Genomic DNA, 26,169 nt, shown 5'->3' on the forward strand with positions numbered 1-26,169 from the left:
TTCGACTCGATGACCGGAGCCGCTTGCCTCAGCGAGGAAGGCGTATTCTACGCACTTCCTGATATTTGTCAACCGCTGTTTTCAGCGGGTGAAGCAAGCGATTAAAACTTCGCTAACCTCCTGACAAACCGAAGGTTTTCACCTTCTTCACCGCTGGTAACGCTGGACGTCCCCGGCAGCGGATGCGTACTTTACGGATTCGCCGGGCGTTTGGCAAGGGGCTGGGTGAAATATGTTTGAAAAACGTCAGCAGCCTCTTTTATAAGGCCATGAAAGCACTTCGGCGAACCACGTATTGGCGGTTACACTACACGCAGTCACTTCATCTACCCACTTCGCCTTCTACTTCAACATGAGGTCCATGATGAGCCCCCATCTGCTATCCGTTGACTCCTTAAACCGCGACAGCGTTAACCACCTTCTACGCGTTGCGGCCCAAATGGAGCCCATTGCCCAGCGCCGTCAGGTTACCCGTGTTCTTGAGGGCGCCGTTTTGGGCAACTTGTTCTTCGAAGCCAGCACGCGCACCCGGGTAAGTTTTCATACGGCGTTTTGTCGGTTGGGCGGCAGCGTATGTGATACCACAGGCTTTACGTTCTCATCCATGGCCAAAGGCGAGTCGCTTTACGATACCAGCCGGGTAATGAGTGGCTACTGCGATGCGATTGTCATGCGCCACCCGGACCAAGGCTCTGTTGCCGAGTTTGCGGCGGCGACGAATGTACCGGTGATTAACGGCGGCGACGGCCCTGGTGAACACCCAAGCCAAGCCCTGCTGGATATCTATACGATCGATAAGGAGTTTCAGCGATTAGGCAAATCGTTTGGCGGAGCACATATTCTGCTGACCGGCGATCTCAAGTATGGGCGTACGGTGCACTCTCTGATCAAGCTGCTTTCTTTATACGATCCGTTACGTATCACACTGGTATCGCCGCCTGGGCTTGAAATGCCTACTGCACTGATTGATCTGGTCACATCACGCGGGCACCAGGTAGAGGTACGCGATCATTTAGCCACTGACTTCAGTGATCTGGATGTTGTGTACACCACGCGAATTCAGAAAGAGCGCTTTACCGAAGAAATGAACGAGAACTTCCAGGGCATCTCGGATGACTTTATAGTCAACAAGGCGTTTCTGAATCAACGCTGCAGTGAATCGACCATTGTTATGCACCCACTGCCCCGCGATAGCCGCCCCGGCGCGAATGATTTGAACGTGGATCTTAACGGCGACCCGCGCCTGGCGATCTTTCGTCAGACAGATAACGGCATCGCCATGCGGATGGCCATCTTTGCAACGCTGCTGCACGTCGATTCACTGATTGAGAAAGACCTTCGCCCGGTGCGCTGGTTTGTACCCAGCCAGATCGGGACACTGGATCGCTAACGCTACTTATATACGCTAGAGAGCAGAACGCCCATCGGGAAGACCTTCCTGATGGGCAAACCAGCCTTCCAGAATCAACACCGCCGCAATGCCATCGACGCTCTCTTCGCGGTAGTTGCCTCGGTGACCCGCTTCACGGGCAATCAGCTTGGCTTCGCGGGTAGAGCCACGTTCATCTACCATCACGCAGGGTTTGCCGTAGCGCCCATGTAAACGGTTACCAAACTTGCGGGCACGCTTACTCATGTCCGATTCGCTGTCATCCATATTGAGCGGTAAGCCAACCACCAGCAGGTCCGGCTGCCACTCTTTCAGCAGCTGCTCTACTTTATTCCAGTCGGGGATGCCATCACGTGCAGTAAGTGGGGAAAGCTCGCGGGCGCTTTTTAAAAGCTCATTGCCCACGGCGACCCCAATACGCCGCGTACCGTAATCAAAGGCAAGAATTAAGCGCTGGCCAACCTCTGCCATTACGCGTGCCCTGCATCACGAGTCATCAAGTATAGATCGACTCCTAACAATCCTGCGGCAGCCGTTAAGCGCTCAGCAGGTGGTGTGTTGAACAGCACTTCCGTCTGGCCCTCAACCGTCAGCCAGCTATTGTCCTTTAGCTCATCTTCAAGCTGACCGACTTCCCAGCCCGCGCAGCCCAGACAAATCAGATAGTGCTCAGGACCTTCACCGTTAGCTAGCGCCTGAAGAATGTCCATAGAGGTCGTCAGCGCCACACCATCCTCTACTTGAACGCTGGAGTCCCACTCCTGGCTATCGCCAAGATGGAGGATAAAGCCGCGATCCTTGTGCGTAGGGCCACCGTAATAGACCGGAGCATTGCGGTGGGGGCTGTCTTCCCCCCCCAGCTCCAACTGATCAAACAGTGCATCCAGCGTCATATCCAACGGGCGGTTGGTGATAACCCCCATGCAGCCATTATGGTCATGATCACAGAGGTAGATCAGGCTGCCCACAAAGTCAGGATCATCCAGATGCGGCATCGCCATTAAAAAATGGTGTTTCAAACTTTGCATGCGTCTCCTACGACCTGCTGACATAGCCAGCAGACCTTTCTTATCATCAAGTGTGAATCAGGCGTATCAAGCAGCGCTCAAGCGACGTTCGATGGCATCCAACAACAGGCCCGCGATATTCGTGCCGCGCTGGTCATCAATTTCACGCACGCAGGTGGGGCTGGTAACGTTAATTTCAGTGATGTAGTCGCCAATCACGTCCAGCCCTACAAACATCAGGCCTTTTTCACGAATCATTGGCTGTACTTGCTCAATCAGCCAGTAATCACGTTCAGTAAGATCACGTGCGACACCACGGCCACCAGCGGCCAGATTACCGCGCGTTTCACCAGCCGAAGGGATACGCGCCAGCCCAAAGGGCACCGGCTCGCCGTCCACCAGCAGGATACGCGTGTCGCCGTCTTTAATGTCAGGCAGGTAGCGCTGAACCATAATCTGGCGCTGACCACGCAGCGTTAGCTGCTCAATGACCGCGCCAATATTGCGGCCATCAGGGCCGATATGGAAAATCCCGGTGCCACCCATCCCATCCAGCGGTTTGAAAATCACATCGCCGTGCTCGGCATGAAAGGCCCGCAGCACATCATCGCGGCTGGCCACCATGGTGGGCGTGCAGCACTGAGGAAACTGCTGGGCAAACAACTTCTCATTACACTGTAAAAGCGCTGAGGTTGGATTAACAATAAGCACGCCGTCACGCTCAGCAAAACCCAAGAGGTGGACCGCATTGGTGAAGTCAGCATCCACCGGCGGGTCTTTACGCATTAACACCACATCAAGCTCAGCCAGTGGCCGGGCAGCCGCTTCACCCAGGTCATACCAATGCTCAGGGTCGCGATGCACGGTTAGTGGTCGCATGCGTGCGTAGGCCTGCCCCGCCTGTAAGAAAAGATCTTCCTGCTCCATATAGTGCAGGATATAGCCGCGTTCCTGGGCCGCCCACAGCATGGCTATGGTGGTATCTTTCTTGTAAGCGATGTCGCTGATAGGGTCCATCACGACACCGAGATGCAGATTTGATTGACTCATCGGGGCACAATCCATACGTAAACAATAGGTAGGCAGTATGCCGTACTGCCTGTCAGGCTCCAACCATTGGCGCCGTTACGGGGCAAGCGCGCCCGGCACCAGCCGTATCGCGTCAGGCTCTAAGATAATCAGTTGCTGCTTATAAAGCCGCCCAATGGCTTGTTTAAACGCACTTTTACTTACCCCTAAGCGCGCTTTAATCGCGTGGGCGTCACTTTTATCGCCCAGCGGTAGATAGCCGCCGCTTTCACGCAGTGCTTTGAGTATTTTATCGCCGACGACGTCTAGCCGCGCCGCGCCTGGCGGCAACAGAGAAATATCCAGCCGGCCATCCTCACGGCGCTGCTTAACGTAGCCTTTTAGCGTCTGCCCGCGGCGCAGCGGCTGAGAAATATCATCCTGGTAGATTAGTCCCCAATAGCGGTGATCAACCGCTACTTTCATACCGAGGTCGGTGCGGTCAGCGACCACGACGCTCACCTCACTCCCCTTTTCAAGCGCCCAGGCATCATCGGTTAAAAAGCGATCAAGGCGCATGGAGGCCACAGGACGCCCCTGATCATCTTCATACAACATGACCAGCACCCGCTTGCCAGGATCCGGCCGGAAGATTTGCTCGCTGTACGGCAAGAGAACGTCCTTGGGCTGCCCCCAACGCAAAAACGCGCCCGTGTTATTAACGGTCACAACAGTTAAATACGCCACTTCGCCTAACTGGGCAGAGGCGTCGCTTGTAGCGCGAGGAGGAGTCGTTGATTCACGGACCATGGGTGCCGTCCTTAAAAAGTGAGTCTATAGTATGGCGCCTGAGGATCACCGAGCAAAGCAGCTGGCCCGCTACATAGTGATGGCCGCTGCTTAACGCAGGCCAGGCTAATGGCTACTCATTCACACTTGTAAAGCCTATAGCGAAGGCTAACGCTAAACAGCAGGCCACTGAGGAAGGGGATCAATGAAGGTGTTAGTAGGCGCTTACAAATCACCAAAGTAGTGCTGTAGAAGGGTCAAGGCAACCACCGGGGCTGTTTCCGTACGCAGAACACGTGGCCCTAGCGTTAATGGCGTAAAGCCAGCTGCCTGAGCGGCTGCAATATCCGTCTCCGCTAAGCCACCCTCAGGGCCAATTAAAAGTGCGGCGGCCTCAGGGCGCTCCGGCTGATCAAACGCATTACCCGTTGCCAAGTGCAGCATCAAGCGAAGCGGCTCCTGGCGGGCGCTTAGCCACTCAACAAGGCTTAGTGGCGAGTGCACGACAGGCACTACCGCCCGGCCACTTTGTTCGCAAGCGCTTGCCGCAACAGCCTGCCAATGGGCCAGCTTTTTGGCTTCACGATCACCCTTTAAACGTACATCACCACGCTCTGTATACAGTGGCGTGATAGCAGCGACACCTAATTCAACCGCCTTCTGGATCGCGTAATCCATCCGGTCGCCTTTGGAGATCGCCTGGCCAAGGTGAACAGCAAAGGGTGACTCCCCCTCACCAACCCAAACGGCGTCGATAACCGCCGTCGTGTGCTTACGCCCTACCTCAGCCAAGCGGACGCCCGCTTCATTGCCCTGGCCATCGAACAGCACCAAAGGCGCGCCCTCACCCATGCGTAGCACGCGGGTGACATGGCGCGCCGGGCCTTCCGGCAGCACTACCTCTTGGCCTACTGCAAAAACAGCCGGTACATGGAGGCGCGGCATTTTGCCATGCACGGCATACCAGTCGGCAGCCTGCATGCTTAGTGAGTACTCACTTCAGCCTGGCTTGCCTGTTGCGCTTCGCGCTGCTTACGCTGGGCGTACATGGCTTCAAAGTTCACCGGTGCCAACATCAGCGGCGGGAAGCCACCACGGTTTACCAGGTTATCGACACACTCACGCGCGTAAGGGAACAGCAGGTTGGGGCAGAACGCACCCAGTGTCTGCTCCAACTGAGCGCCTTCGATGCCCGAAATACGGAATAAACCCGCTTGTTCAACCTCTGCAAGAAACGAGGTAGTGCCGGTTTCTGAATCGTTGACCTGAGCGGTGACTTTCACAACCACTTCATACTGGTCGTCATCGATTTTAGTGCTGGTGGTATTAAGATCCAGATTCACCTTCGGCTTAAACGCCTGCTTGAAAACAGACGGTGAGTTAGGTGCTTCAAAGGAGATATCTTTCACGTAAATACGCTGCATAGAGAACTTCAGCTGCGGCTTGTCGCCGGACGCTGCTGCACCAGCCTGCGGGGTGTTGTTATCTTCCGCCATGGGGAAACTCCTCGTTGTTCATTGAATCAATAGTAAAAGGTGAGAACGCTTACTTCTTAACGACGGGAAGGCTATCGGCCTGCCACTGCGCCATGCCACCTTTCAATTTAGTCACACGCTCGAAACCGGCCTTGGCAAGCTTGGCTTGAACCGCGCCTGCACTTTGCCCATGCTTGCATACGACGATGATCGGCTGGTTTTTCACTTTATCCAGCTCGTTCATACGGTTATCAAGCTTGTTATGGGGAATGTTACGTGCGCCAGCAATATGCCCGGCTTTGAAGTCTTTGCTTTCACGAATGTCCAGCACAACCGCATCTTCTCGGTTGATGAGCTGGGTGGCCTGGGTTGAGGTCACCGCATTGGTTGAAGCACTACGCGTTTCATAAATAAGCCACGCTACTAGCACCAGCAAAAACGCCCCAACGAGCAGGGGGTGGTTCTGTACGAATTCGAACAACTGATCGATCATCGCGAACACAATCTCTTGGTCTATGCAGAAAAAAGCGGCAACGCCGCCGTCAAAACGCGATAAGTATACACGTCACAGGGCACCCCGCGCAGGCCTTGCTCATGACGCCCGGCGGTCGCCTACGTTATGATGCCCCAAGCGTGCATCAGTCGCGACCCTGATCACAAGGAGTTGTTTGAAAATAACGTGAGTTGACTCACCTTTTTAAACCTCTTTACTTTCAAACAGCGCTTTCGTTGCTGATTGCTTTACGCCGCTTGGATTACTCAACCGAACGAGGTTCTTATGGCTACGTCTACTCCGCGTCCCGTCGCACTGATCATTCTTGACGGTTATGGACACAACCCCGATAGCGCTAATAACGCGGTGGCATCGGCCAACACGCCCGTAATGGATGCGCTTTGGGCGAATCGTCCACACGCGTTTGTGCATACTGACGGCCACCACGTAGGCCTGCCCGATGGGCAAATGGGCAACTCAGAAGTGGGCCATATGAATCTGGGTGCCGGACGCATCGTTTATCAGGACTTCACACGGATCACCAAAGCCATTAAAGAGGGCGATCTGGACGTTAACGAAAACCTGACACAGCCGATTGATGATGCCGTGGCCAATGGCCGCGCCGTTCACCTGCTGGGCTTGCTCTCGCCTGGCGGCGTACATAGCCATGAAGATCATTTCATCGCGATGGCCGAACTGGCGGCTCGCCGCGGTGCGCAACGTATCTTTATTCATGCGTTCCTGGATGGCCGAGACATGCCGCCTCAAAGCGCGCTGGCTTCTATCGAACGCGCTAATGCCCGCCTGGCCGAGCTGGTAGGCGCTGAAAATGGTTTTGTGGCCTCCATTATTGGCCGCTTTTACGCCATGGACCGCGACAACCGCTGGGAGCGGGTAGAAAAAGCCTACCATCTGCTGACCGAAGGCCAGGCTGACATCTATGCCACCAGTGCCGAAACCGCGTTGCGCGACGCCTATGAGCGCGGCGAAACCGACGAATTTGTCCTGCCAAGCTGCGTATTGCTCAACGACAAGTGCGTTACCCTGCAAGACGGTGACGCCGCCCTGTTTCTTAACTTCCGCTCTGACCGCGCGCGCGAACTTACCCGTGCATTTGTAGAGCCTGACTTCAGCGGCTTTTCGCGTAGGGCCTGCCCATCGCTGGCGGGCAAGGGCTTGGTCATGTTGACCCAGTACGCGGCGGACATTCCTGCACCGGCCGCGTTTCCGCCATTTGATCTCAACGATACCCTGGGCGAAGTCGTCGCCAAGCGCGGTTTAACGCAGCTACGTATCGCCGAAACAGAGAAGTATCCCCACGTTACCTTTTTCTTCTCGGGTGGCAACGAAGCCGAGTATGAAGGCGAAGAGCGCATTCTGGTGCCCTCCCCTCGGGACGTGAAGACCTACGACGAAAAACCCGAGATGAGCGCTTACGAGATCACCGACAACCTCGTTGAGGCTATCGACAGCGGCCGCTTTGACTTCATCGTATGTAACTATGCCAACGGCGATATGGTGGGCCATACCGGCGACTTCAACGCGGCGGTAACAGCCATTGAAACGGTCGATATCTGCGTTGGCCGCGTTATTGACGCGATTGAGCGCGCTGGCGGTGCTTGCCTGGTAACCGCCGACCACGGCAATGCCGAACAAATGGTGCATCCGGTCACAGGCGCCCCCCAAACGGCCCACACCACCTTTGTGGTACCGCTGGTTTACGTGGGTGAGCGAGCCGGCACGTTAAGCGATGGCCGCCTGTGCGACCTGGCCCCCACACTCTTGACCATGATGAATCAACCGGTTCCCGAGGCCATGACCGGGAACCCACTGATTGATTTCACTTGATCATACCGTTGCGACGTCCTGTGCGAACCGCGTTAGTACTGGGTGCGCTACTGGTCATTGTGTACTCACCGGCGGGTTTGGCCCAGTCGGATGAGCAGGCAACGCGCCAGCAGCTGGATGCGCTTGGCCAGGAAATTGAGTCGCTTACGCAGCGGCTGAGTACAACAGGAGAAGCACGGGACAGCGCCGAACGTGAACTACGCGAGGTTGAAACGGAGCTGGCCGACACTCACCAGCGGCTGGATGCCTTACAGGCCGAGCGGCGCCAGTTGGACGATGAAATGAACCAGCTGCGCCAGCATCGCGACCGCCTGGAGGACGAGCAAGCCAGCCAGTACGCCGCCCTCAGTCAACAACTCGCGGCGCTTTACCGGCTAGGGCCGACGCCACAGCTCAAGCTGCTGCTGAACCAGGGCGACCCGGCCGAGCTTGACCGTATGCAGGCTTACCTGAACCGCTTTACTCGAGCACGCAATGAACGTCTTGCCGATATTGCCCGGCTGGATACCGCGCTTGCCGATACGGAGCAGGCCCTTAACGAGCGCCAAACGCGCCTGGCAAGTGTCGCCACCGAGCTGGATGCGCAGCGGGTACGGCTTGCCGAGCGCACCTCCGACCGGCGCAACGTCGTGGCCACGCTGGATGATCGCTATGGTAGCGAAGCTGATCGCCTGGCGGATCTTAACGATAACCGGGAGCAGGCCGAGCGTAAGCTGCGTGAAATTCAGGAGGAACTAGCGCGCCTGGATGCCCCCACGCCCAGCACTCAGATTACCCGTACTCAAGGGGATTTACCGTGGCCCGTGCAAGGAGCCATCACCACAACATTTAATCGTCGTGATGGCGTTCACTATAACGGCATTGTCATCCAGGCAAGCGCCGGTACGCAGGTAAATGCCGTGCACACCGGGCGGGTGGTATTTGCCGATTGGATGCGCGGCTTCGGCAACCTGCTGATTATTGACCATGGCGACCAGATCATGACGCTCTATGCTCACTTACAGCAGTTTAGCGTACGTCCTGGCCAGCAGGTCAGTCGCGGCGACGAAATTGGCCGCGTAGGCGACAGTGGTGGACAATCAAGTAATGCGCTCTACTTTGAAGTACGTCAGAGTGGCAAACCAATTAACCCACAGCGTTGGATTGCGCGCCGCTGACGGGATAAGCTGAACCGTATTAGGTTCTGTCTGAAACGTTGCCGAACGCAGACACTTTTCAGACAGAACGGTAATGTCAACTTGGGGCAGCTTTAAACACTGCCTAACGCCTTGCGGAGTCTGCATGACGCTATTTGTTAACGAAGTACCGGCCTCTGCCAAGCGCCTTCTGGTGACTCTACTTCCTGTTGCGCTATTGTCGGCACCGCTACCGCTGTTTGCCCAGCCCGCCAACCAAGCGGCAGCTGATGAATTACCCCTTGAAGAGATCCAGACCTTTGCCGAGGTGTTTGAGCGTATCAAGCGTGGCTACGTTGAAGAGGTCGATGACCGCACGCTACTGCGTAACGCCATGCGCGGTATGCTCAGCGAACTCGACCCTCACTCCGCCTATCTTGATGCGGAAGAGTATCAAAGCCTGCGCGAAACCACTCAAGGAGAGTTTGGCGGCATTGGTATAGAAGTTGGCATGGAAAACGGCCAACTATTGGTGATCACCCCGATTGATGATACGCCCGCCTCACGGGCTGGTCTGCTTCCTCGGGATGTTATCGTTGCCATTGATGGCACGCCGACTGAAAGCATGTCGCTTCAAGAAGCCGTTACGCTAATGCGCGGCGAACCAGGCAGCCAGTTGCGCATGATGATTCTACGCACGGGAGAGGACACCCCGCGTGAGTTCAACCTTACCCGAGAGGCCATCCGCAGCGAAAGCGTTAAGCATGAGCTTCTTGAGCCCGGCTATGGCTACCTGCGAATTAGTCAGTTCCAGTCGCGTACGCCAGAACAGGCACGCCAGGCGATAGAGCGCATGACGCGTGAACAGCCGCTGGAAGGGCTGATTCTTGACCTGCGCAATAATCCCGGCGGTGTACTCCAGGCGGCGGCCGGTGTGGCAGACCTGTTTCTGGATAACGGCCTGATTGTGTATACCGAAGGCCGCCTTTCCGATACCGCCATGTCATTTTCAGCCTCATCCGCCACGCCCGCCAGTGATATTCCGCTGGTCGTGCTGATTAACAGCGGCAGCGCTTCGGCCGCAGAAATTGTGGCGGGTGCGCTTCAAGACCAACGCCGCGGCGTCATTATGGGCACAGACAGTTTCGGAAAGGGTTCCGTTCAGCAGGTCATGCCGCTGGGTAATGGTGAAGGTTTGAAACTCACCACCGCGCTTTACTACACGCCAAACGGACGCTCCATTCAGGCGCAGGGCATCGCGCCCGATGTAGAAGTAGTGCGGGGCCGTCTGGAAGTCGCCGAAAGCCGCCCGGAGCTTCGCGAGGCGGACCTTGGCGGCCACCTGGATGCACAGCAGCCCGCCACCCAGACACGTTCATCCGCGACCGAGCGGCTACGTGATGACTACCAAATGAGTGAAGCGCTCAATCTTCTCAAAGCGCTTAATGTGGTCGACCGCCGCCGTTAGCGGCAGCTATGCGGCAAGCGCCCCCGCTCTCCGGTGGCCTGCCGCATGACGCTGCGTTTAACAGGGCTTAGCTGGTTCATACCGCTCATGCCGAGATTGCGGGCCAGTGTAAAGAGCGGCATTTGGGTACCAAACAGCTCCCTGAACCCTTTCATCAGCCCTAACATGGCACTGTTATCCAAGCGCCGCCTGCGCTCATAGCGTTTCAATGTGGTTAACTCACCCCACGGGGCGCCGCGCTTCCAGGCGCTAACCACTTCTTCAGCCAATACCGCGGCATCCATCAAACCGAGGTTAACGCCCTGCCCTGCCAATGGATGAATGCTGTGCGCCGCGTCGCCGATCAGCGCGAAGTGCGGCAATACATACTGCCTTGCATGACGCTGTACCAGCGGAAAACGATACGCACGATCACACACCTCCACCTCGCCCAGGCGATAACCGAATGCCTCGCCCAGCGCTTTCCCTAACTCGTCAGGCGCAAAATGGCTAAGCGCCAACGCGTGCTCGGGCGTGGTCGACCAAACAATCGAGCAGTAGCGTGCATCGTCCTCTAGCGTGATCGGCAAGAAGGCCAGCGGGCCGCTCTGGGTAAACGCTTGTCGCGCGGTGCTGCCGTGTACATGAGCACACTTGACGGTAGTGACCACAGCCTCTTGGCCCATATCGTCGCTGGTGATCTCTATGTCGGCCAGCTCCCGCAGGGTTGAACGCGCACCATCTGCCGCTACCAGCAGCGGTGCATGCAGCTTGCGCGCATCGTCCAGCACTAACCAACGGCCTGTCGCTGAGGTTTGTAGCGCCTGAACCCGGCAACCAAAAAAATGCTCTACTCTGGGATGATCCAGTACCGCATCATTGAGCGCCGCCTGAGTAATCGCATTCTCTACTATATGCCCAAGTACGGGCACCCCAGCTTCATCGGCCGAAAATTTGATTTCACCACTGCCTTCCGCATCCCATACCTGCATATAGCGATACGGCGTTACGCGACATTCGGCCATGGCGGGCCAAACGTCCAGATGGGTTAACAGGCGCTGAGATACTGGCGTTAATGCACTGACCCGGGGCGTGGGAAGCGTCTTGTTAACGGCCTCCCAGCGCTGGGGTTCATGGCGCGCTTCCACCAATGCCACATGCATACCTGCTTGTGCCAGCAAGGCTGTTAGCGCTGTTCCCACCATGCCTGCGCCCACGACAATAACGTCAAAATTTTCTGTCGGTGCAGTGTCTGTCGCGTGCGTATCCATAACGCTCCTATCCGAGCCCAGCTCTTAGAGCTTTGTTCCTGTTGAGCCAAATAGCTGGCTAAGCGTTTGGCATCTTTAATCTTAAACAGCGGGGCATGCCTAACGCTCCAGCCCCATTGCGCGGCGCGCCAGGCTGCGTCGCAACGGCCCTACAAGGTTAAGGCCGATAAGCCCGGCTGCCCGAGCGTGAGGCAGAAGCGGTAACGAGTGTCCGAACAGGCGCACCAACCCGTCGCTAAAGCGAATGACATTGCGGCGATCACGCGCACGCTTCTGCTCAAAGGCCTGCAGCGTCGTCATATCACCCAGTGGCAGCCCGGTCTGTTCGCCCTGCTCAAGCGCTTCAACGAGGTCCATAATACCGCGTAACGCCAGGTTAAAGCCTTGACCGGCAACAGGATGCAGCGCATGAGCTGCATTTCCCAGGACCGCCAGCCCCGGACGAACCGGCTCTTCTGCCGTTACCAACGAAAGCGGGTAGCTGTAGCGTTTTCCTACGCGAGTGAAACGTCCCACCCGGTCACCAAAGGCGCTCTGTAACTGGGTAAGAAACTCACGGTCCGGGAGCGCCATTCGCGCATGTTCCTGACCGCTGGGGTGTGTCCATATCAGCTCCATTGCCTGACCTGGCAAAGGCAACAAGGCAATCGGCCCCTCCTGAGTGAAGCGCTCATAGGCAATACCCTCGTGTGGTTGGCTGATGCCCACATGGGTAATGAGCGCTGTCTGCTCGTAGGAATTATGGCGACTGTTGATACCCAACTGCTCTTTAAGTCCCGAACGCCCTCCATCGGCCAGCACGGTTAAGGCGGCGCGCAGCTCGCTGCCGTCAGAAAGGCGCAGATAGTGCCCGCCACCTTCTGGGGCAAGCTTTTCTACCTTGGCCGGGCAGTACCAATCGACCGGCAGCGTTTTAAGATGGTGGTGAAGCACACGGCCCATCCAGGCATTGGGGATAACATGACCTAGCGCATCGACGCCTAATCCCTGGGCACTGAGCCGCGTCGCTCCCAAGCGGCCACGCTCACTGATATGAATATACCGAATAGGCGTTGCTTCGCCCTGCATCGCATCCCAAATGCCCAACTGTTGAAAACGCTGTGCTGAGCCTTCAGCAATGGCGCTTGCACGCGCATCAAAGCTCGGCTGCCAACTCTTTTCAAGCGGCGCTTCATTCATCGGCGTCGCTTCGATAATGGCGACTTTCCAGCCATAACGCTTGATAAGCGGGGCCAGTGCACAGCCCAGGCTGGCGCCCACTAATCCGCCCCCCACAATCACGATATCGTGTGTGGTCGTCTTTACTGGCGTATCCGTCGACGACGGCATTAGCATCTCCTGTCACCTAGCGCACCGCCATATCGTAATGGCGTAACGTAAATTACATAATAGATATTCAGGCAATCAATATACGCTTATTATTTAACCATTAGCGCTTCAATGTCAGCCATGCCTTTAGGTACTCCCGCCGTCAGGTTTTCATACCCTTCGTCGGTCACTACGACGTTATCCTCAATCCTGATACCGATTCCACGATACGCAGGCGGAACATCCTCTGCGTCGGGAATGTAGAGTCCTGGCTCAATGGTTAACACCATACCCGCAACTAAAGGTCGTGGCGTTTTTTCATCCAGCCGGTAGCTCCCAACATCGTGGACATCCAACCCCAGCCAGTGGGACGTAGAGTGCAGGTAAAAGCGCCGGTAGCTTTCATCATCAATCCGGGCTTGAACATCGCCTTCAAGTAACCCCAACGCAATCAACCCAGCCGTTAAATCCTCAACGACGTTCTGGTGAACATCAACGAGCGTCGCCCCGGGTTTTATCGCGGCGACTGCGCGCTCCTGGGCGCTCAGTACGACTTGATAAAGAGCCCGCTGAGCCTCGCTAAACTGGCCATTTACCGGAAAGGTGCGGGTAATATCGCCAGCGTAGAGTTCAAACTCGGCCCCGGCATCAATTAACACCAGGCTATCGTTGGTTAGCGCGGCACGATTCTCGATATAGTGTAATACGCATGCGTTCGCACCGCCGCCCACTATCGTACTGTAAGCAGGCCCGCTGCCGCCCTGCCAAACAAACTCATGTTCAAGCTCGGCCTGCAGCTGATACTCGTAAAGCCCGGGGCGCGATGCCTGCATGGCACGCACATGGGCCTGCGCTGAAATCGCCGCGGCATGGCGCAGCAGGGCAATCTCGGCCTCACTTTTTATTAGCCGCATCGCATGAATCAGCGCGCTGACATCCAGCCAGCCTTTGAGTGGGGCCCGCCCACGGCGCAGCCCCACTTGGGCGAAGGAGAAAGCCTCTTCGGCAATACCCAGCGCATCGGGATTATCCAGGGGCACGTAAAGCAGTTCGCGGCCCTCCAGCAGCGCTGGCAGCTGTGCCTCGCGGGCAGCATTTTCAAACGCCTGGTCGATGCCATGCTCCGCTTCAACGCCCCGGGCGCCCAAACGGCGGCCTGTCCAGGCCTCCATCGTTGGGTCGCGGTCCTGGCAAAACACAATGCTCTGTCCGGCGTCATGACCGGGAAGCAGCACCAGCAGCGCATCAGGCTCAGTGATTCCGGTCAGATAGTAAAAATCACTGTTTTGACGAAACGTGTACTCACTGTCGTGTGAACGGGTAACCAGCGAAGCACCAGGCAGCACGACAGCGGCATTTGCGGGCAACTGCGCAATCAAGGCGTCACGGCGAGCGCGATACTCTTCGTTGCCAATCGCAGGCGGCCGGGGAAGTAACTCAGGCAACATACAAACTCCGAAGAATTAGTGAACGGGCGCGTCGGCTTGCTCAACCTGGGGCTTGCCCGGGTGCTGCTCGGTATACAGCAGCATGGCAGCCATCCGCACGTGCTCTGTCAGAGCAAACAGGTCATTCTCATTTTCAGGGCTGTCGTCAATATCTGTTTCGATGTGACCAATGCCTGCCAAATCGTCAATCGCCTCACTCAGCGTTTGTGACCAGCGCTCGCGAAGCTCGCCATCCACCACTTCCTCGACGACTTCCATAAAGCCCAGCGTCCACTCTTTTAGCCCCTGGGCTTGCTCGCCCAGCGAGAACAGCTCATCGGGGAGTAGCGGCGCATAGTTCAAGTCGCTGGCGCTGAGCGCCTCCAGCGTTTGGCGCCGCCAACCCAGCAGGCGTTCTGCACTGGGCTGGTCACGCGGTTGCTCAACGCCCAGGCTTATGCAGACCTCTTCAAGCCATGCCTCGGCACTTACATCGCGCAGCGCTAAAAGGGCGCTTAAACGTCCGTCTAAAAAGGCCGGTGACTGCATACTTCCATGCAGCAAAAAAACATCGGCTACGTCAGAAAAATCCTGGCGCTCATCAATCAATGACATAGTAATAACTCGCTGTGTAATAATGATTCATACGTTAATGCGCCCTGGACACTTGCGCGTTGACCCCGTACAAGCGCCTCTCTTATAGTGAGCGACGACTGTTTTCCTATGCCATGATGTTAACGCATTGGGCCCCTCGCTGGCCCGCGCTGGAGCTTTAAATGAGTAACGCCAAGCGGCCAACGAAAGAAATTACCCTTCTCGGGCGCAGCTATGTCATTGCCTGCGATACCGGGGAAGAAGCCAAGCTTGATCGCGCCGCTCGCTATCTGGACCGCGCCATGAACGGTATCCAAGCGCAAAGCGGCACCCTGGGCAGTGAGCGCGTCACGTTGATCGCGGCGCTTAATATCACTCATGAACTGCTTGAAGCGCTGGATGAGCACCGGGCAAGCGAAGCCAACTTGAACAAGCTAAATGACCGTCTTGAGCGGGCGTTGGAAAAAACCCGCCAGCCTTAGGCAACCTTTCACTCAATACTTTGGCATGGCCGCTGGCTCTGTTAGAATAGCGGGGTTCTCTGGGGTGTACGCCAGTCGTTATAGTCCCTCGAGCCTATGCGCAGTACCCAGGGGGCCAATTGCTAGCCAGACCCGTGTGCATGTCCGTGCGTCGGAAAGCCTGACGGTTTGGCTGCGGCCACCCACTCTGAACCAGTAGGTTCAGGGCCAGAATGACAGCGGCACTCTGGGGAACTCTTATTTATGGAAAGCCTGCATCATCCTGAGGCCAAGCGCACCCTGCGCCTTGCGTTACGCCGACAACGCCTCGCCCTTTCAAAACATGAGCAGCGCCAAGCCGCTCTACGCCTTTGCCAACAGCTCAAACGGTTGCCTGAAATTCAGCGCGCCAAGCGCATCAGCCTCTATTTACCGGTTAACGGTGAAATCGACCCTACGCTTTTACTACCCTGGCTCCGCCAGCGTAATGTCGACGTTTATCTCCCGGTTCTGCGCCCGCTAAGCGATAACTCACTGTGGTTCGTTAACTACCACGCGACGACGCCCATGGTAAAAAACCGCTTTGGGATTCTTGAACCGGATACCCGGTTTGGCGCTCACCGCCACAATCGGTTGCCCGCTTGGGCGCTGGATACGCTCATTGTGCCGCTGGTAGGGTTTGATGACGAGGCGAACCGCATGGGAATGGGGGGAGGCTTCTACGACCGCAGTCTTGCGTTTATGCGCAGGCAAGGCCCGGCGCCTGCCTTAATTGGCGTTGCCCACGCCTGCCAGCGTGTCGAATCGCTCCCAGTTGAACCCTGGGATGTGCCGCTAACCGCCGTGGTTAGCAACGAGAGTATCGTGCGTGCTGGCAAAAAAAAGAGCTGACTCTCTTAAAGTCAGCTCACACTACCTTTTGGCAAATGGCTGCGATGTCTTAAGCGTTACGTTTAACTTCCCGATAACGCCTGTGCATAGCCAGTGGCGAGTACGCCTAACAAGAACACTACTGTTAATGCCATTACCATATCAGGCTTTTTCCGCCGCATGCCGATTCTCCAACGCCTTTCGCCAATGCATTAATGCATCACCCACCTGCGTTTTAGAAAGGGCGACGCACCACATAAATATCGTTGACGACTATAGGGCCATAAGGGCATCAATGACAACGACAAAACAGGCTGTTTTTTTGCTTATTTAGACATTTTGATAACTCATGAGCCCTTATTGGCCCTGAATTTTGCAGTTAGCGAGCACTTACCCACCTAGCAAAACACCCTAGGCCATGAACAGCTGGTAAGCCGGGTTGTCGCTTTCACGCCAGTAACGATAGCCAATCGCATCCAGATAATCTGCCACATGAGTTTGGTCACTGCCGGGGACCTGCATACCCACCAGGACGCGACCATAAGCCGCACCGTGATTACGATAATGGAACAGTGAAATATTCCAATCATGGGGCAGTTGGGTCAGGAAATTCATCAGCGCCCCCGGGCGTTCAGGGAACTCGAAGCGGTACACTTCTTCTTCAAAGCGCTCGCTGGGTCGGCCACCGCTTAGATGGCGAATATGCAGCTTGGCCAGTTCGTTATCGGTTAAATCTTCTACCTGATAACCACCATCACGCAGCTTGGCGATCACGGCCTGACGATCTTCGCCGCCCGGCTTTACTTGAATCCCTACAAAAATATGCGCGTCGCTTTCGTCCGCATAGCGGTAGCTGAATTCGGTCACCATGCGCTTACCCAGCGCCCGGCAAAACTTTTTAAAGCTGCCGGGTTTTTCATCAATGGTCACCGCTAAAATAGCTTCGCGCTGTTCGCCAAGCTCGGTACGCTCGGCAATATGCTGTAGTCGGTCGAAGTTGGTATTAGCGCCGGAGTTAATACATAACAGCGTTTCTCCCTCAGCGCCGGTTTGCTGTACATATTTTTTCAAGCCGGCAAGCGACAGCGCTCCAGAGGTTTCAGCAACGGCACGGGTATCGTCAAAGATGTCCTTGACGGCGGCACACATCTCATCGGTATTCACCGTAATGACATCATCAACCAGGTCCTTCACCAGCGAGAACGGTGCCTCGCCAATTTGAGCAACCGCGACACCTTCGGCAAATACACCGACCTGGTCGAGCACGACGCGCTCACCCGCCGCCAAAGCGGCTTTTAGACAGGCGCTGTCTTCCGCCTCTACACCGATAATCTTGATATCAGGGCGCAAGTACTTCACGTACGCCGCCACGCCTGCAATCAATCCGCCGCCGCCGACAGGCACAAAAATAGCGTCCAGACGCCCGCTGTGCTGGCGCAGAATCTCGACACCTATCGTGCCCTGGCCTGCAATCACATCAATGTCATCAAATGGCGGAATATAGGTGTAGCCGTGCTCTTTGATCAACTCGTGAGCATGCTCGGCAGCAGCGGCAAACGCATCGCCTTTCAGCACGACTTTTGCCCCTCGAGCACGTACCGCCTGCACCTTGATTTCCGGCGTAATACGCGGCATCACAATCACCGCTTTCACGCCCATCAGTTTTGCCGCCATGGCAAGGCCTTGTGCATGATTACCCGCAGACGCCGCAATGACGCCTTTTTCCTTTTGCGCCTCGGTGAGCTGAGCCATTTTGTTATAGGCGCCACGAATCTTGAACGAGAACACCGGCTGTAGGTCCTCACGCTTAATCAAAATCTGGTTGCTAAAGCGACGCGACAAAAAGGGAGCGGGGGAGATCGGGGTCTCGCAAGCGGCTTCGTAAACGTTGGCCTGGAGAATCTTTTTGACGGTAGCTTCAAGCATGCAGGTATCCAATGGAAAATCGTGAGTGAGAGTACGCGTTACGGCGAGGGGTTAAAACACTAACAAAGCCTGTATTGGTAGCAGATTACGCCTACCGACGTCTACTGTGTTTCCATCGGCAGCCAGCGCTTTGGTCGGTATACTAACGCAATAACCCTCCTCCTCTGACCTGGAAAAACACATGACTCAAGATGAACTCAAAGCCGCCGTCGCAGATGCGGCAATTAAAGAGATTGAATCAGGATTGGAAAAGAACACCGTACTGGGCATTGGCACTGGCTCAACGGCTAATTTGTTCATTGATCGATTAGGGCCGTTTCGCGACCGTTTTAAAGGCGCGGTGGCAAGCTCAGAAGCCAGTGCCAAGCGTTTGGAAGGCCTGGGCATTGAAGTGTTTGAACTCAACAGCGTAGGCACCGTCCCCTTCTACATCGACGGCGCCGACGAAGTAAATGCTCACTTACACATGATTAAAGGAGGCGGCGCCGCACTTACTCGCGAGAAAATCGTGGCAGCCTGTGCCGAGCGTTTTATCTGCATCGCCGATGGTTCAAAGTACGTGGCAACGCTGGGCGATTTCCCTTTGCCGGTGGAAGTCATTCCCATGGCACGCTCTTACGTGGCCCGTGAGCTGGTGAAGCTGGGTGTCGACCCGGTCTACCGTCAGGGCGTCGTCACGGATAACGGCAATCATATTATCGACTGTTTTGATTTTATGATTGAAGACCCGGTTGCCATGGAAGCGCGCATTAACGCCATTGTCGGCGTTGTGACCAATGGCTTGTTTGCCGCGCGCGGGGCCGATGTATTGCTGCTGGGTAAAGCAGGTGGTGTTGAGCGTATCGTGCGTTAAGGGCTTATCGTTCAGCGCTTGAGAGCGCCTCGAGGCCCTCCAGGGTGCGTACAAGCGCACCCTGCTGCGCTTTGATAGCGGATTGGCCAGCCTGGCCTTCTTGAAGACAGCGCTTGGGGTCGACGAAGCGGCACTGCAAGGCATCGACCAGCGCATCGACATCCGCCACCAGAGTAAGTGCGCCAGCCGTTTCCAGCGGCTCGACCACATCAGCAAAGTTTTCGATAAAAGGACCGCTGAGCACAGGTTTGCCCAGCGCTGCGGGCTCGAGCACGTTGTGCCCGCCTAGCGGCACCAGGCTGCCGCCAACAAATGCCACCTGGCCTGCACCATAGAGAACAGCCAGCTCACCCAGCGTATCGCCTAGATACACTTGGGTAGCCGGGGTAACAGGTTCGCCCTGGCTGCGCCGACTTGTCTCCCATTTCTTTGCTTCACACAGTGCTGCGACCTCATCAAAGCGTTGAGGGTGGCGCGGCACAAGCACCAGCAGGGCGTCAGGAAATTGATGTAGCAATTGCCGGTGTGCTTCCAGCAGTAGCGCCTCTTCGCCATCACGGGTAGAACCGGCGACCCAGACAGGTCGCCCTTTCCACTCTAAAAGTAAGCGCTCACTTTCAACCGAGTCCCTTGGTGGCAGACCCACTTCAAACTTTAACGACCCTACCACCGCCGTTTTATCGGGCGCAGCGCCTAGCGCTTCAAACCGTCTGGCATCGTCAGCAGACTTGGCTGCCAGCCAATCGACATTGGCCAGTGTGCGGGCCATTAGCGGGGCAACTTTCTGATAGCGCTTGAACGCTCGAGGCGAGAGCCGCCCATTGACCACCGCAACCGGCGTGCCATGTTGCTGACACGCATCAAGCAGATTAGGCCAAAGCTCGGTTTCAAACATGATGGCAAGCTCAGGCGCTACGCGGCGCACAAACCGTTTGGCCGCACCGGGAAAATCCAGGGGTAGAAAGCAGTGCGCGAGTCGGGGGCGGTGATCAAGCTGCTGCTCGATCAATGCCTGCACCTGCTGTGCGCCCGTAGCGGTCATGGTGGTTAACAGCAGGCTATGGCGAGGGTAGCGGACGAGCAGGCCCTCTATCAGCGGGCGGGCCGCACGGACCTCACCTACCGAGGCACAGTGCAACCAAATACGCGGCGGCGTAGGCAGCTTGCCAAGGCGCCTGCCCAGCCGCTGCCAACGTGAGTAAGTAGGTACTTGCTCACGCCAGATGCGCCAGCCAATCAGTGGTGAAAGCGCATAGAGCGCCGCAGAATAGCCAAGGCGCGGCCAGTTAATTCGCCCCATTATCCCTCGCGGTCCAAAATGGAGCTAATCATCGCCGAGGTGGATACGCCGTCCTCAAACCCGAGCACTTTAACGTCTCCTCCATTGGCTCGAACGGCGTCTCCACCGGCAATATCGTCTGGGTGGTAGTCACCGCCTTTTACCAGGATATCAGGCAGAACGGTTTCGATCAGCGCTTGCGGCGTATCGTTACTAAACGGCACAACCCAATCGACCGCGCCCAGGCCAGCCAGCACCTGCATACGTCGATTGAGCGGATTAATCGGCCGCTTGGGCCCTTTAAGACGGCCAATGGAGGCATCGTCATTTACCGCCACAATCAGGCGATCACCGAGGCGTTTTGCCTGCTCCAGATAGGCCACATGCCCTGCATGCAGAATATCAAAGCAGCCATTGGTCATGACGACCCTTTCACCGCGTAGCTGTGCCGCACGCACAGCCTCAACGAGAGGCGCCGGCTCGATAACCCCAAACTCGGCGAGCCTATCGCCATGTAGCGCGGTATAAAGCTCAGCTATTGAGAGTGTCGCGGTGCCTGGCTTGGCAACCACCAGACCCGCGCCCAGATTCGCCAGCATCATGGCTTCGGGCAAGGCATGGCCTGCGGCTAACGCGAGGCCCATTAAGCCAATGACCGTGTCACCGGCCCCGGTGACATCAAACACTTCCTGGGCGCGCGTAGGTAAATGAATAGGCGGCTGGCCTTCGCAGATCAGGGTCATGCCTTTTTCGCTGCGGGTGACCAGCAGGGCTTCCAGCTCAAGCTCGGCGCGCAGTGCTTCACCGCGCTTGGCAAGCTCAGCATCGCTTGCGCAGTGGCCTACCACGGCTTCAAACTCTGCAAGGTTAGGTGTGATCAAGCTCGCGCCGCGATACTTACTGAAGTCTTGCCCTTTGGGATCAATCAGAACGCGCTTGTCATGCGCACGCGCTTGGGCAATCAGCCGCTCCACCTGGTTGAGCGTGCCTTTACCGTAGTCAGAAAGGATCACAACATCGCAGTCCGGCAACGCCCGTTCCACCTGGGCCAATAAATCGCCGGTGTCGATGTTATCCAGGCGTTGCTCAAAATCCAGCCGCAGCAGTTGCTGGTTACGACTCATCACACGCAGCTTGGTAATCGTGGGCACGTCGGGGCTGCGTTGAAAGTGAGTATTTACATTGGCTGTATGCAGCCGGTTTTCCAATAACACCGCGTTGTCGTCATCCCCGACAACGCCCGCCAAGGCTGCATGGCCACCTAAAGAGGCCACATTCAGCGCCACGTTGGCCGCGCCACCGGGGCGGTCGTCGGCCTCTTCAACACGCACGACCGGTACGGGGGCTTCAGGAGAAATACGCGACGTGCCACCGTGCCAGTAACGGTCAAGCATGACATCGCCGACGACCAGTATGTGGGCATGCTCTAACGCGGTTAAATCAACTTTCATGAGTAGATCCTGCAACTGTGTCTGACGCTGTATGCGCAAGAAGCGTATCCAGCTGGGCAATAACGGTCTCGGTTTTAATGAGCTGCATCGCATCCTGATGGCGCACCCGCTGCCCCCAGGCGACCTCGCCCACCGACTTATGTAGGTAGGCATGCACGGCATCCGGATACGCATTGACGGCGAAATCACGCCAGCAATAAGGCGCCGCCCGCTGCGGATTCGTGGTGGCGTACAACCCCAGAGTCGGCGTTCCCATCGCATTGGCCATGTGGGCGGGGCCGGTATCCGGCGCGATCACCGCACGCGCCTGGCCAATCAGGGCCAACACGCCTTTCAATGACGTGCCGCCTATCGCATTAATCACGCTGCCCGGCTGGCACAAGGCTTCAATCTGCTCGCCTATTTCGCGCTCAAGCGTACTGCTTCCCCCGGTCAGCACGCTTTTTAGACCATGGTGTCGCCAAGCGTGTTCGATAACGCTGGCGTAACCTTCCACCGACCAATTGCGAAAATTGCGCAAGCGGGCATTACTGCACGGGTTGATGACAAGATAAGGCGATTCACCACTGATGACGCGCGCCTCTTCATAGGCCATCGCGGGTACCGGCATGTTCCACTCCAGGTGGTCGTCCTTCACACCCAGAAGGCGAGCAAAATCCATAAAGGATTCCAGCACATGCGCCTTGGGATGCGGCGCCAGCTGATGCTGGGTAAACCAGTGCTGGGCATCCTTGGCGCGAGCCTTGTCATACCCTACGCGTACATTGGCTTTTAGGCCCAGAGAGAGCACGCTGGCGCGAATCGCCTGCTGCATATGCAGCAGTACATCAAAGCGTGTATCGGCAAGCTCGCGCCACAAGCGGCGCATTCCAGCAAGGCCGGTCGACTTGTCGTACACGACAAACTCGACCCCGGAAAGCCCCGCCAGTAGACTATGCTCCCCCTTACCGATAATCCAGGTAATACGCGTTCGTGGCCACTGGCGCTGCAATGCACGTACCGTCGGCACGAGATTGCACACATCTCCCAAGGCGGAGAGGCGCAAAATGGCAATGTGGTTGGGTTCAGCAGGCAACGAGGGCTTCATGCGCTTAACGGCACTCCGGCAAAAAAATAGTCTGATGTTACATGATGCAGACAGTTTAAGTGACGCACCGGGATCACACCAACTATCACACCCGATTGGGCCTGAGCTGTTCAGCGCGAATTACTGGCGCGGCAAGGACCTTGTGGTAGGTGAAGCGCCCGGCCGGGGCAGCAGCCTTTTCCTACAGGCAACGCCGACCCAGCAGTGGGTGCTGCGCCCCTATCGACGCGGCGGCATGGTCGCCAGGTTGAGTGAAAAGCGCTATCTATGGACAGGTGCCGAGCATACCCGCGCCTTTCGAGAACTGCGCTTAACCGCCACGCTGTTTGAACAGGGCCTGCCCGTTCCAGCCCCGGTTGCCTGCTGCGTCACCCGCTATGGCATCACTTATGAAGCGGCGCTATTAACGGTAAGGGTCCCCGGCGCTCAGGCGTTAGCCTCGCTGCTTACTGAAAACAGCGCCGATAATGCGCTGCTTGCAAGGGTAGGCGCGATGATCAAACGCTTTCATGATGCAGGGCTTGATCATGTCGACCTTAACGCACGCAATATACTGGTCGACCCGGCAGGAGAACCGTGGTTGATTGATCTGGACCGCTGCCGCCTACGCCCACCAGGCAAATGGCAAGCTGCTAATCTGGCGCGCCTTTCCCGCTCAGTGGCGAAGTTTAACGCACCTCACGCCATAACCCCTATCCGGCAAGGCTATGCTGAAAGGGCACTCACTGGCAGGGAAAGCTAAATATATCCGCCAAGCCTAATGACCTAAAGTATCTTCCTTACTAACGCCTTATTCTTATAAAATACTGATTATCGAATTATAATGAGCGCGCGTAAGGAAAATAATCGAATGCCAAGATGGAACAAGGCGCTTGGGCGCAGGCTGCTTGAACGCTGGTACGACTACACTCCCGACAGCTGGCAACCCGACACAGTCCGCAAGGCAGTCATTCTCTGCCCAAAATCGGTTGGCGACGGAATGGCTATTTACCCCATCATCAGGGCCTTACAGGCGCGCCATGTTGATTGGCTTTGTGTCGTAGCATCGCACAGAAACGCCCCGGTCTTCGAAACACTGAAAAGTGAGGGAGTTGAAGTTCAAACTGTACCCAGAGACAGGGACTATAAAGCGGTCAAAACGCTCGCGAGGAACCTTCGAAAGCGCCATGGAAGTATTGATCTTTGCGTAGATGCAACGGGACACGCCACCTCTCCCGGCATCTATTTTGTGGGCAAACTGAAAGCCCGTATGAACCTCACTTATAGCGCTTACAACATGCAGGCATTCGCTGACTTTGGTCAGCCAATCACGTATGACACACCGCTACCCACTCGCTGGTCCAAGCTGATTGAGAAAGTCGGATTAGGTAGTGTCGAAGGGTGCTTTGAGCTGCCGATCCCTGCCAATATCGATCAGGAAGTCCATCAGTGGGCGAGCGAGCTTGGCCCCTATGTACTGTTTAATCTTGATGGCGGCGCTGACTATCGCTGTATTTCCATGGCTAAAGCCAAGGCGCTTATGGATACTGTTCACAAAACCACAGGGTTACCGCTGGTTATTCCCTATGCCCCCAGTGGTGAACAAAAAGCCGTGCAGTTAGCCAAACAGTTTCCATTTGTTCACACGTTTCCTGGCCCGTGCTCACTGTTGGTGTCAGCCGCTCTCGTCAAATATGCCGCCGCCGTTTTCTCACCCGACACCTCTATTGTGCATATCGCCAGCGCCTATAATCGCCCCACGGTGGGCGTGTATACGGTTATCGACAGCGCATGGCAACCCCAGGCAACGCTCCATGAAATCATCCATTCAACGGATCATGTTGAGCAGGGGCTGACACCCGAGCGGCTGGCTGACGCATTTAAGCGGGTCTACCCTTCATCTGCCGAGATTTTGTAATACTCAATCAAGCGCTTTACATGCCGCTGGTTACTAAAATGCTGCTCAACTCGCGTGCGGGCTGCCTTACCCATAGCATGACGCGTTGTTTCATCACGCACCATGGCCTCCATCGCCGTGGCCCACGCGTTAATATCGTGCGGGCCCACGAGCACGCCAGAGGCTTCATCGACCAGTTCGGGTAGCGACCCCGTGTTGGAGCCAATAATCGGCAATGCGCACGCCATCGACTCAATAATGGTCAAGCCAAACGCTTCATTTTCCGAGGGGATACATACCAAATCCAGCGCGGGAAATATCTCGGGTAGGTCACTGCGGTGGCCGAGAAAGCTGATTCTTTTCTCAAGCGGCGTGCCCGCAATCATCGCTTGCAGCTCGCTATAGAAACTTTCTTCCCCCCCGGACGCATAGTCAGTACCGCCTATCGACACGGCGTAAAAGGGCAACGCGGGATCAAGTTCCAGTAGTGCTTTAACCCAGACATCCTGGCCTTTACCTGGCGTCACGCGCCCAGGCAATCCGATAATAACGGCCTCTTCAGGCACTCCTAATTCTGCACGTTTGGTGTGAATAAAACGCTCATCATTGCAAGGGCGATACTTATTGATATCGACACCGTGAGGTAAGCAGACAACCCTTTCGCTGGGCAGCGGAAGATTGCGAATGTTACGAAGGTGAGTCGCCTGGCTAATCGACAGGACACGTTCTACATTGGCATAAGCGAAGCGGTGGTAGAGACTTTTTTTGGGACGCTGCCCGCCCATGTGGTCGGTGTAGAACACTCGAACACTCGGCATAACCAGTTTTAAAAGTGCGGTTAAACGCAGGTCACTCGATTTATGGCAGTGGATAACGCGAACGTTCTCTTCGATCAACCATCGGCGGATGCGTAACACGTGCTTTAGCGCTTGGGTACTGCTTTTGAATGCCAGGTAAGGTATCTGATGACGCTGCATATAAGTATTAATCCGCGTGCCCTCAAGGCAGATGCCGATGACGTCAATCTGGGCCGCTTTTAAATCCTCGGTTATACGGTCAACATAAAACTCCATTCCGCCGTTACCCTTCGACAGACAAAGTTGCACCACCTTATTTACCATCGCATCCCTCACTTCGCCACGCACTGTTAAACAAGCCCTTCATTCTCTTGTAGTATACAGGCTGCAATTAACG

At 56.2% G+C, this 26,169-nt stretch carries 25 protein-coding genes and 1 other RNA gene; 10 read left to right on the top strand and 16 right to left on the bottom strand.

The window, feature by feature from the left end; all coding sequences use genetic code 11:
- Positions 1-364: 364 nt before the first annotated feature.
- Positions 365-1,390: an aspartate carbamoyltransferase gene (gene pyrB / locus ACT3RQ_RS05115; RefSeq protein ID WP_444622418.1), complete on the top strand. Its 1,026-nt coding sequence runs from the start codon at positions 365-367 to the stop codon at positions 1,388-1,390.
- Positions 1,391-1,405: 15 nt separating this feature from the next.
- Here the strand turns inward: pyrB and ruvX are convergent, their stop codons facing one another.
- The 7 genes from ruvX to ACT3RQ_RS05150 form a co-directional block, all read right to left on the bottom strand.
- Complete coding sequence (gene ruvX, locus ACT3RQ_RS05120) at positions 1,406-1,861, bottom strand: Holliday junction resolvase RuvX (protein WP_087106910.1); 456 nt, start codon at positions 1,859-1,861, stop codon at positions 1,406-1,408.
- On the bottom strand, positions 1,861-2,418 hold the full coding sequence (locus ACT3RQ_RS05125) for a YqgE/AlgH family protein (protein ID WP_444622419.1): 558 nt from the start codon (positions 2,416-2,418) through the stop codon (positions 1,861-1,863). The genes ruvX and ACT3RQ_RS05125 overlap by 1 nt, the downstream gene beginning before the upstream one ends.
- Positions 2,419-2,484: 66 nt before the next feature.
- Entirely contained in the window at positions 2,485-3,447 is a 963-nt protein-coding gene (gene gshB / locus ACT3RQ_RS05130; RefSeq protein WP_444622420.1) for a glutathione synthase, read from the bottom strand.
- Between the two features lie 75 nt (positions 3,448-3,522).
- Positions 3,523-4,215 carry a CvfB family protein gene (locus tag ACT3RQ_RS05135; RefSeq protein WP_444622421.1) on the bottom strand — a complete coding sequence of 231 codons (693 nt, stop codon included), beginning with the start codon at positions 4,213-4,215 and terminating at the stop codon, positions 3,523-3,525.
- 204 nt (positions 4,216-4,419) lie between these two features.
- Positions 4,420-5,175, bottom strand: coding sequence for a 16S rRNA (uracil(1498)-N(3))-methyltransferase (locus ACT3RQ_RS05140; RefSeq protein ID WP_444622422.1), 756 nt, complete (start codon positions 5,173-5,175; stop codon positions 4,420-4,422).
- A 2-nt stretch (positions 5,176-5,177) separates the two neighbouring features.
- The gene (gene secB / locus ACT3RQ_RS05145; protein WP_444622423.1) at positions 5,178-5,690 is read right to left on the bottom strand and encodes a protein-export chaperone SecB; all 513 of its coding nucleotides are present in this window, start codon (positions 5,688-5,690) and stop codon (positions 5,178-5,180) included.
- A gap of 49 nt (positions 5,691-5,739) precedes the next feature.
- Entirely contained in the window at positions 5,740-6,162 is a 423-nt protein-coding gene (locus ACT3RQ_RS05150; RefSeq protein ID WP_193053411.1) for a rhodanese-like domain-containing protein, read from the bottom strand.
- A 285-nt stretch (positions 6,163-6,447) separates the two neighbouring features.
- Between ACT3RQ_RS05150 and gpmI the strand changes: the two genes are divergently transcribed.
- The 3 genes from gpmI (at position 6,448) to ACT3RQ_RS05165 (ending at position 10,593) form a co-directional block, all read left to right on the top strand.
- The gene (gene gpmI / locus ACT3RQ_RS05155; RefSeq protein ID WP_444622424.1) at positions 6,448-8,010 is read left to right on the top strand and encodes a 2,3-bisphosphoglycerate-independent phosphoglycerate mutase; all 1,563 of its coding nucleotides are present in this window, start codon (positions 6,448-6,450) and stop codon (positions 8,008-8,010) included.
- 20 nt (positions 8,011-8,030) lie between these two features.
- Positions 8,031-9,167 carry a murein hydrolase activator EnvC family protein gene (locus tag ACT3RQ_RS05160; protein ID WP_444622425.1) on the top strand — a complete coding sequence of 379 codons (1,137 nt, stop codon included), beginning with the start codon at positions 8,031-8,033 and terminating at the stop codon, positions 9,165-9,167.
- A 124-nt stretch (positions 9,168-9,291) separates the two neighbouring features.
- On the top strand, positions 9,292-10,593 hold the full coding sequence (locus tag ACT3RQ_RS05165; protein ID WP_444622426.1) for a S41 family peptidase: 1,302 nt from the start codon (positions 9,292-9,294) through the stop codon (positions 10,591-10,593).
- Here the strand turns inward: ACT3RQ_RS05165 and ACT3RQ_RS05170 are convergent.
- From ACT3RQ_RS05170 to ACT3RQ_RS05185, 4 genes are all read right to left on the bottom strand, one after another.
- Positions 10,590-11,843 carry a UbiH/UbiF/VisC/COQ6 family ubiquinone biosynthesis hydroxylase gene (locus ACT3RQ_RS05170; protein ID WP_193057348.1) on the bottom strand — a complete coding sequence of 418 codons (1,254 nt, stop codon included), beginning with the start codon at positions 11,841-11,843 and terminating at the stop codon, positions 10,590-10,592. The genes ACT3RQ_RS05165 and ACT3RQ_RS05170 overlap by 4 nt on opposite strands.
- A 99-nt stretch (positions 11,844-11,942) precedes the next feature.
- Positions 11,943-13,172, bottom strand: a complete 1,230-nt coding sequence (gene ubiH / locus ACT3RQ_RS05175; protein ID WP_444622427.1) for a 2-octaprenyl-6-methoxyphenyl hydroxylase — start codon at positions 13,170-13,172, stop codon at positions 11,943-11,945.
- 89 nt (positions 13,173-13,261) lie between these two features.
- On the bottom strand, positions 13,262-14,599 hold the full coding sequence (gene pepP / locus ACT3RQ_RS05180; RefSeq protein ID WP_444622428.1) for a Xaa-Pro aminopeptidase: 1,338 nt from the start codon (positions 14,597-14,599) through the stop codon (positions 13,262-13,264).
- 15 nt (positions 14,600-14,614) lie between these two features.
- Positions 14,615-15,193, bottom strand: coding sequence for a UPF0149 family protein (locus tag ACT3RQ_RS05185; RefSeq protein WP_087106933.1), 579 nt, complete (start codon positions 15,191-15,193; stop codon positions 14,615-14,617).
- Positions 15,194-15,354: 161 nt separating this feature from the next.
- Between ACT3RQ_RS05185 and ACT3RQ_RS05190 the strand changes: the two genes are divergently transcribed.
- The 3 genes from ACT3RQ_RS05190 (at position 15,355) to ACT3RQ_RS05200 (ending at position 16,524) form a co-directional block, all read left to right on the top strand.
- A complete protein-coding gene (locus ACT3RQ_RS05190; RefSeq protein ID WP_172118924.1) occupies positions 15,355-15,654 on the top strand; it encodes a cell division protein ZapA in 300 nt (99 codons plus the stop codon).
- A 53-nt stretch (positions 15,655-15,707) separates the two neighbouring features.
- Positions 15,708-15,891: non-coding RNA, 6S RNA (ssrS, locus tag ACT3RQ_RS05195), on the top strand.
- 6 nt (positions 15,892-15,897) lie between these two features.
- Entirely contained in the window at positions 15,898-16,524 is a 627-nt protein-coding gene (locus tag ACT3RQ_RS05200; protein ID WP_444622429.1) for a 5-formyltetrahydrofolate cyclo-ligase, read from the top strand.
- Between the two features lie 390 nt (positions 16,525-16,914).
- On the opposite strand, the gene ilvA is transcribed toward ACT3RQ_RS05200, so the two are convergent.
- Positions 16,915-18,429, bottom strand: a complete 1,515-nt coding sequence (gene ilvA / locus ACT3RQ_RS05205; RefSeq protein ID WP_444622430.1) for a threonine ammonia-lyase, biosynthetic — start codon at positions 18,427-18,429, stop codon at positions 16,915-16,917.
- A 181-nt stretch (positions 18,430-18,610) separates the two neighbouring features.
- Between ilvA and rpiA the strand changes: the two genes are divergently transcribed.
- On the top strand, positions 18,611-19,282 hold the full coding sequence (gene rpiA, locus ACT3RQ_RS05210; protein ID WP_444622431.1) for a ribose-5-phosphate isomerase RpiA: 672 nt from the start codon (positions 18,611-18,613) through the stop codon (positions 19,280-19,282).
- A gap of 4 nt (positions 19,283-19,286) precedes the next feature.
- Here rpiA and waaA read toward each other — a convergent pair whose 3' ends face one another.
- Genes waaA through ACT3RQ_RS05225 form a run of 3 tightly spaced genes read right to left on the bottom strand, consistent with a single transcriptional unit; the run spans position 19,287 to position 23,099 of the window.
- Positions 19,287-20,582: a lipid IV(A) 3-deoxy-D-manno-octulosonic acid transferase gene (gene waaA / locus ACT3RQ_RS05215; protein ID WP_444622432.1), complete on the bottom strand. Its 1,296-nt coding sequence runs from the start codon at positions 20,580-20,582 to the stop codon at positions 19,287-19,289.
- Positions 20,582-22,012 carry a bifunctional D-glycero-beta-D-manno-heptose-7-phosphate kinase/D-glycero-beta-D-manno-heptose 1-phosphate adenylyltransferase HldE gene (gene hldE / locus ACT3RQ_RS05220; protein WP_444622433.1) on the bottom strand — a complete coding sequence of 477 codons (1,431 nt, stop codon included), beginning with the start codon at positions 22,010-22,012 and terminating at the stop codon, positions 20,582-20,584. Before hldE ends, waaA begins: the two co-directional genes overlap by 1 nt.
- Positions 22,002-23,099 (bottom strand): glycosyltransferase family 9 protein, encoded by a 1,098-nt coding sequence (locus ACT3RQ_RS05225; protein WP_444622434.1) that lies wholly within the window; start codon positions 23,097-23,099, stop codon positions 22,002-22,004. The genes hldE and ACT3RQ_RS05225 overlap by 11 nt, the downstream gene beginning before the upstream one ends.
- Here ACT3RQ_RS05225 and ACT3RQ_RS05230 point away from each other — a divergent pair.
- A complete protein-coding gene (locus tag ACT3RQ_RS05230) occupies positions 23,098-23,841 on the top strand; it encodes a 3-deoxy-D-manno-octulosonic acid kinase (protein ID WP_444622435.1) in 744 nt (247 codons plus the stop codon). The genes ACT3RQ_RS05225 and ACT3RQ_RS05230 overlap by 2 nt on opposite strands.
- 108 nt (positions 23,842-23,949) lie before the next feature.
- The gene (locus tag ACT3RQ_RS05235) at positions 23,950-24,996 is read left to right on the top strand and encodes a glycosyltransferase family 9 protein (protein WP_444622436.1); all 1,047 of its coding nucleotides are present in this window, start codon (positions 23,950-23,952) and stop codon (positions 24,994-24,996) included.
- On the opposite strand, the gene ACT3RQ_RS05240 is transcribed toward ACT3RQ_RS05235, so the two are convergent.
- Entirely contained in the window at positions 24,969-26,096 is a 1,128-nt protein-coding gene (locus tag ACT3RQ_RS05240) for a glycosyltransferase family 4 protein (RefSeq protein ID WP_444680093.1), read from the bottom strand. The two genes, ACT3RQ_RS05235 and ACT3RQ_RS05240, sit on opposite strands and share 28 nt — an antisense overlap.
- Between the last annotated feature and the right edge of the window lie 73 nt (positions 26,097-26,169).

It is taken from the genome of Halomonas sp. AOP43-D1-4 (assembly GCF_052446175.1).
GTDB lineage: Bacteria > Pseudomonadota > Gammaproteobacteria > Pseudomonadales > Halomonadaceae > Vreelandella > Vreelandella citrativorans.

Bases quoted from the DNA above. Each gene is read 5' to 3' on its own strand.
- ACT3RQ_RS05185 (WP_087106933.1), bottom strand. From the start codon at position 15,193: ATGTCATTGATTGATGAGCGCCAGGATTTTTCTGACGTAGCCGATGTT.
- ACT3RQ_RS05240 (WP_444680093.1), bottom strand. From the start codon at position 26,096: ATGGTAAATAAGGTGGTGCAACTTTGTCTGTCGAAGGGTAACGGCGGA.
- secB (WP_444622423.1), bottom strand. From the start codon at position 5,690: ATGGCGGAAGATAACAACACCCCGCAGGCTGGTGCAGCAGCGTCCGGC.
- ACT3RQ_RS05225 (WP_444622434.1), bottom strand. From the start codon at position 23,099: ATGAAGCCCTCGTTGCCTGCTGAACCCAACCACATTGCCATTTTGCGC.
- ruvX (WP_087106910.1), bottom strand. From the start codon at position 1,861: ATGGCAGAGGTTGGCCAGCGCTTAATTCTTGCCTTTGATTACGGTACG.
- rpiA (WP_444622431.1), top strand. From the start codon at position 18,611: ATGACTCAAGATGAACTCAAAGCCGCCGTCGCAGATGCGGCAATTAAA.
- gshB (WP_444622420.1), bottom strand. From the start codon at position 3,447: ATGAGTCAATCAAATCTGCATCTCGGTGTCGTGATGGACCCTATCAGC.
- ACT3RQ_RS05165 (WP_444622426.1), top strand. From the start codon at position 9,292: ATGACGCTATTTGTTAACGAAGTACCGGCCTCTGCCAAGCGCCTTCTG.
- hldE (WP_444622433.1), bottom strand. From the start codon at position 22,012: ATGAAAGTTGATTTAACCGCGTTAGAGCATGCCCACATACTGGTCGTC.
- ACT3RQ_RS05235 (WP_444622436.1), top strand. From the start codon at position 23,950: ATGCCAAGATGGAACAAGGCGCTTGGGCGCAGGCTGCTTGAACGCTGG.
- ACT3RQ_RS05125 (WP_444622419.1), bottom strand. From the start codon at position 2,418: ATGCAAAGTTTGAAACACCATTTTTTAATGGCGATGCCGCATCTGGAT.
- ACT3RQ_RS05230 (WP_444622435.1), top strand. From the start codon at position 23,098: ATGCGCTTAACGGCACTCCGGCAAAAAAATAGTCTGATGTTACATGAT.
- gpmI (WP_444622424.1), top strand. From the start codon at position 6,448: ATGGCTACGTCTACTCCGCGTCCCGTCGCACTGATCATTCTTGACGGT.
- ACT3RQ_RS05170 (WP_193057348.1), bottom strand. From the start codon at position 11,843: ATGGATACGCACGCGACAGACACTGCACCGACAGAAAATTTTGACGTT.
- ACT3RQ_RS05140 (WP_444622422.1), bottom strand. From the start codon at position 5,175: ATGCAGGCTGCCGACTGGTATGCCGTGCATGGCAAAATGCCGCGCCTC.
- pyrB (WP_444622418.1), top strand. From the start codon at position 365: ATGAGCCCCCATCTGCTATCCGTTGACTCCTTAAACCGCGACAGCGTT.
- ACT3RQ_RS05200 (WP_444622429.1), top strand. From the start codon at position 15,898: ATGGAAAGCCTGCATCATCCTGAGGCCAAGCGCACCCTGCGCCTTGCG.
- ilvA (WP_444622430.1), bottom strand. From the start codon at position 18,429: ATGCTTGAAGCTACCGTCAAAAAGATTCTCCAGGCCAACGTTTACGAA.
- ACT3RQ_RS05190 (WP_172118924.1), top strand. From the start codon at position 15,355: ATGAGTAACGCCAAGCGGCCAACGAAAGAAATTACCCTTCTCGGGCGC.
- ubiH (WP_444622427.1), bottom strand. From the start codon at position 13,172: ATGCCGTCGTCGACGGATACGCCAGTAAAGACGACCACACACGATATC.
- pepP (WP_444622428.1), bottom strand. From the start codon at position 14,599: ATGTTGCCTGAGTTACTTCCCCGGCCGCCTGCGATTGGCAACGAAGAG.
- ACT3RQ_RS05135 (WP_444622421.1), bottom strand. From the start codon at position 4,215: ATGGTCCGTGAATCAACGACTCCTCCTCGCGCTACAAGCGACGCCTCT.
- waaA (WP_444622432.1), bottom strand. From the start codon at position 20,582: ATGGGGCGAATTAACTGGCCGCGCCTTGGCTATTCTGCGGCGCTCTAT.
- ACT3RQ_RS05150 (WP_193053411.1), bottom strand. From the start codon at position 6,162: ATGATCGATCAGTTGTTCGAATTCGTACAGAACCACCCCCTGCTCGTT.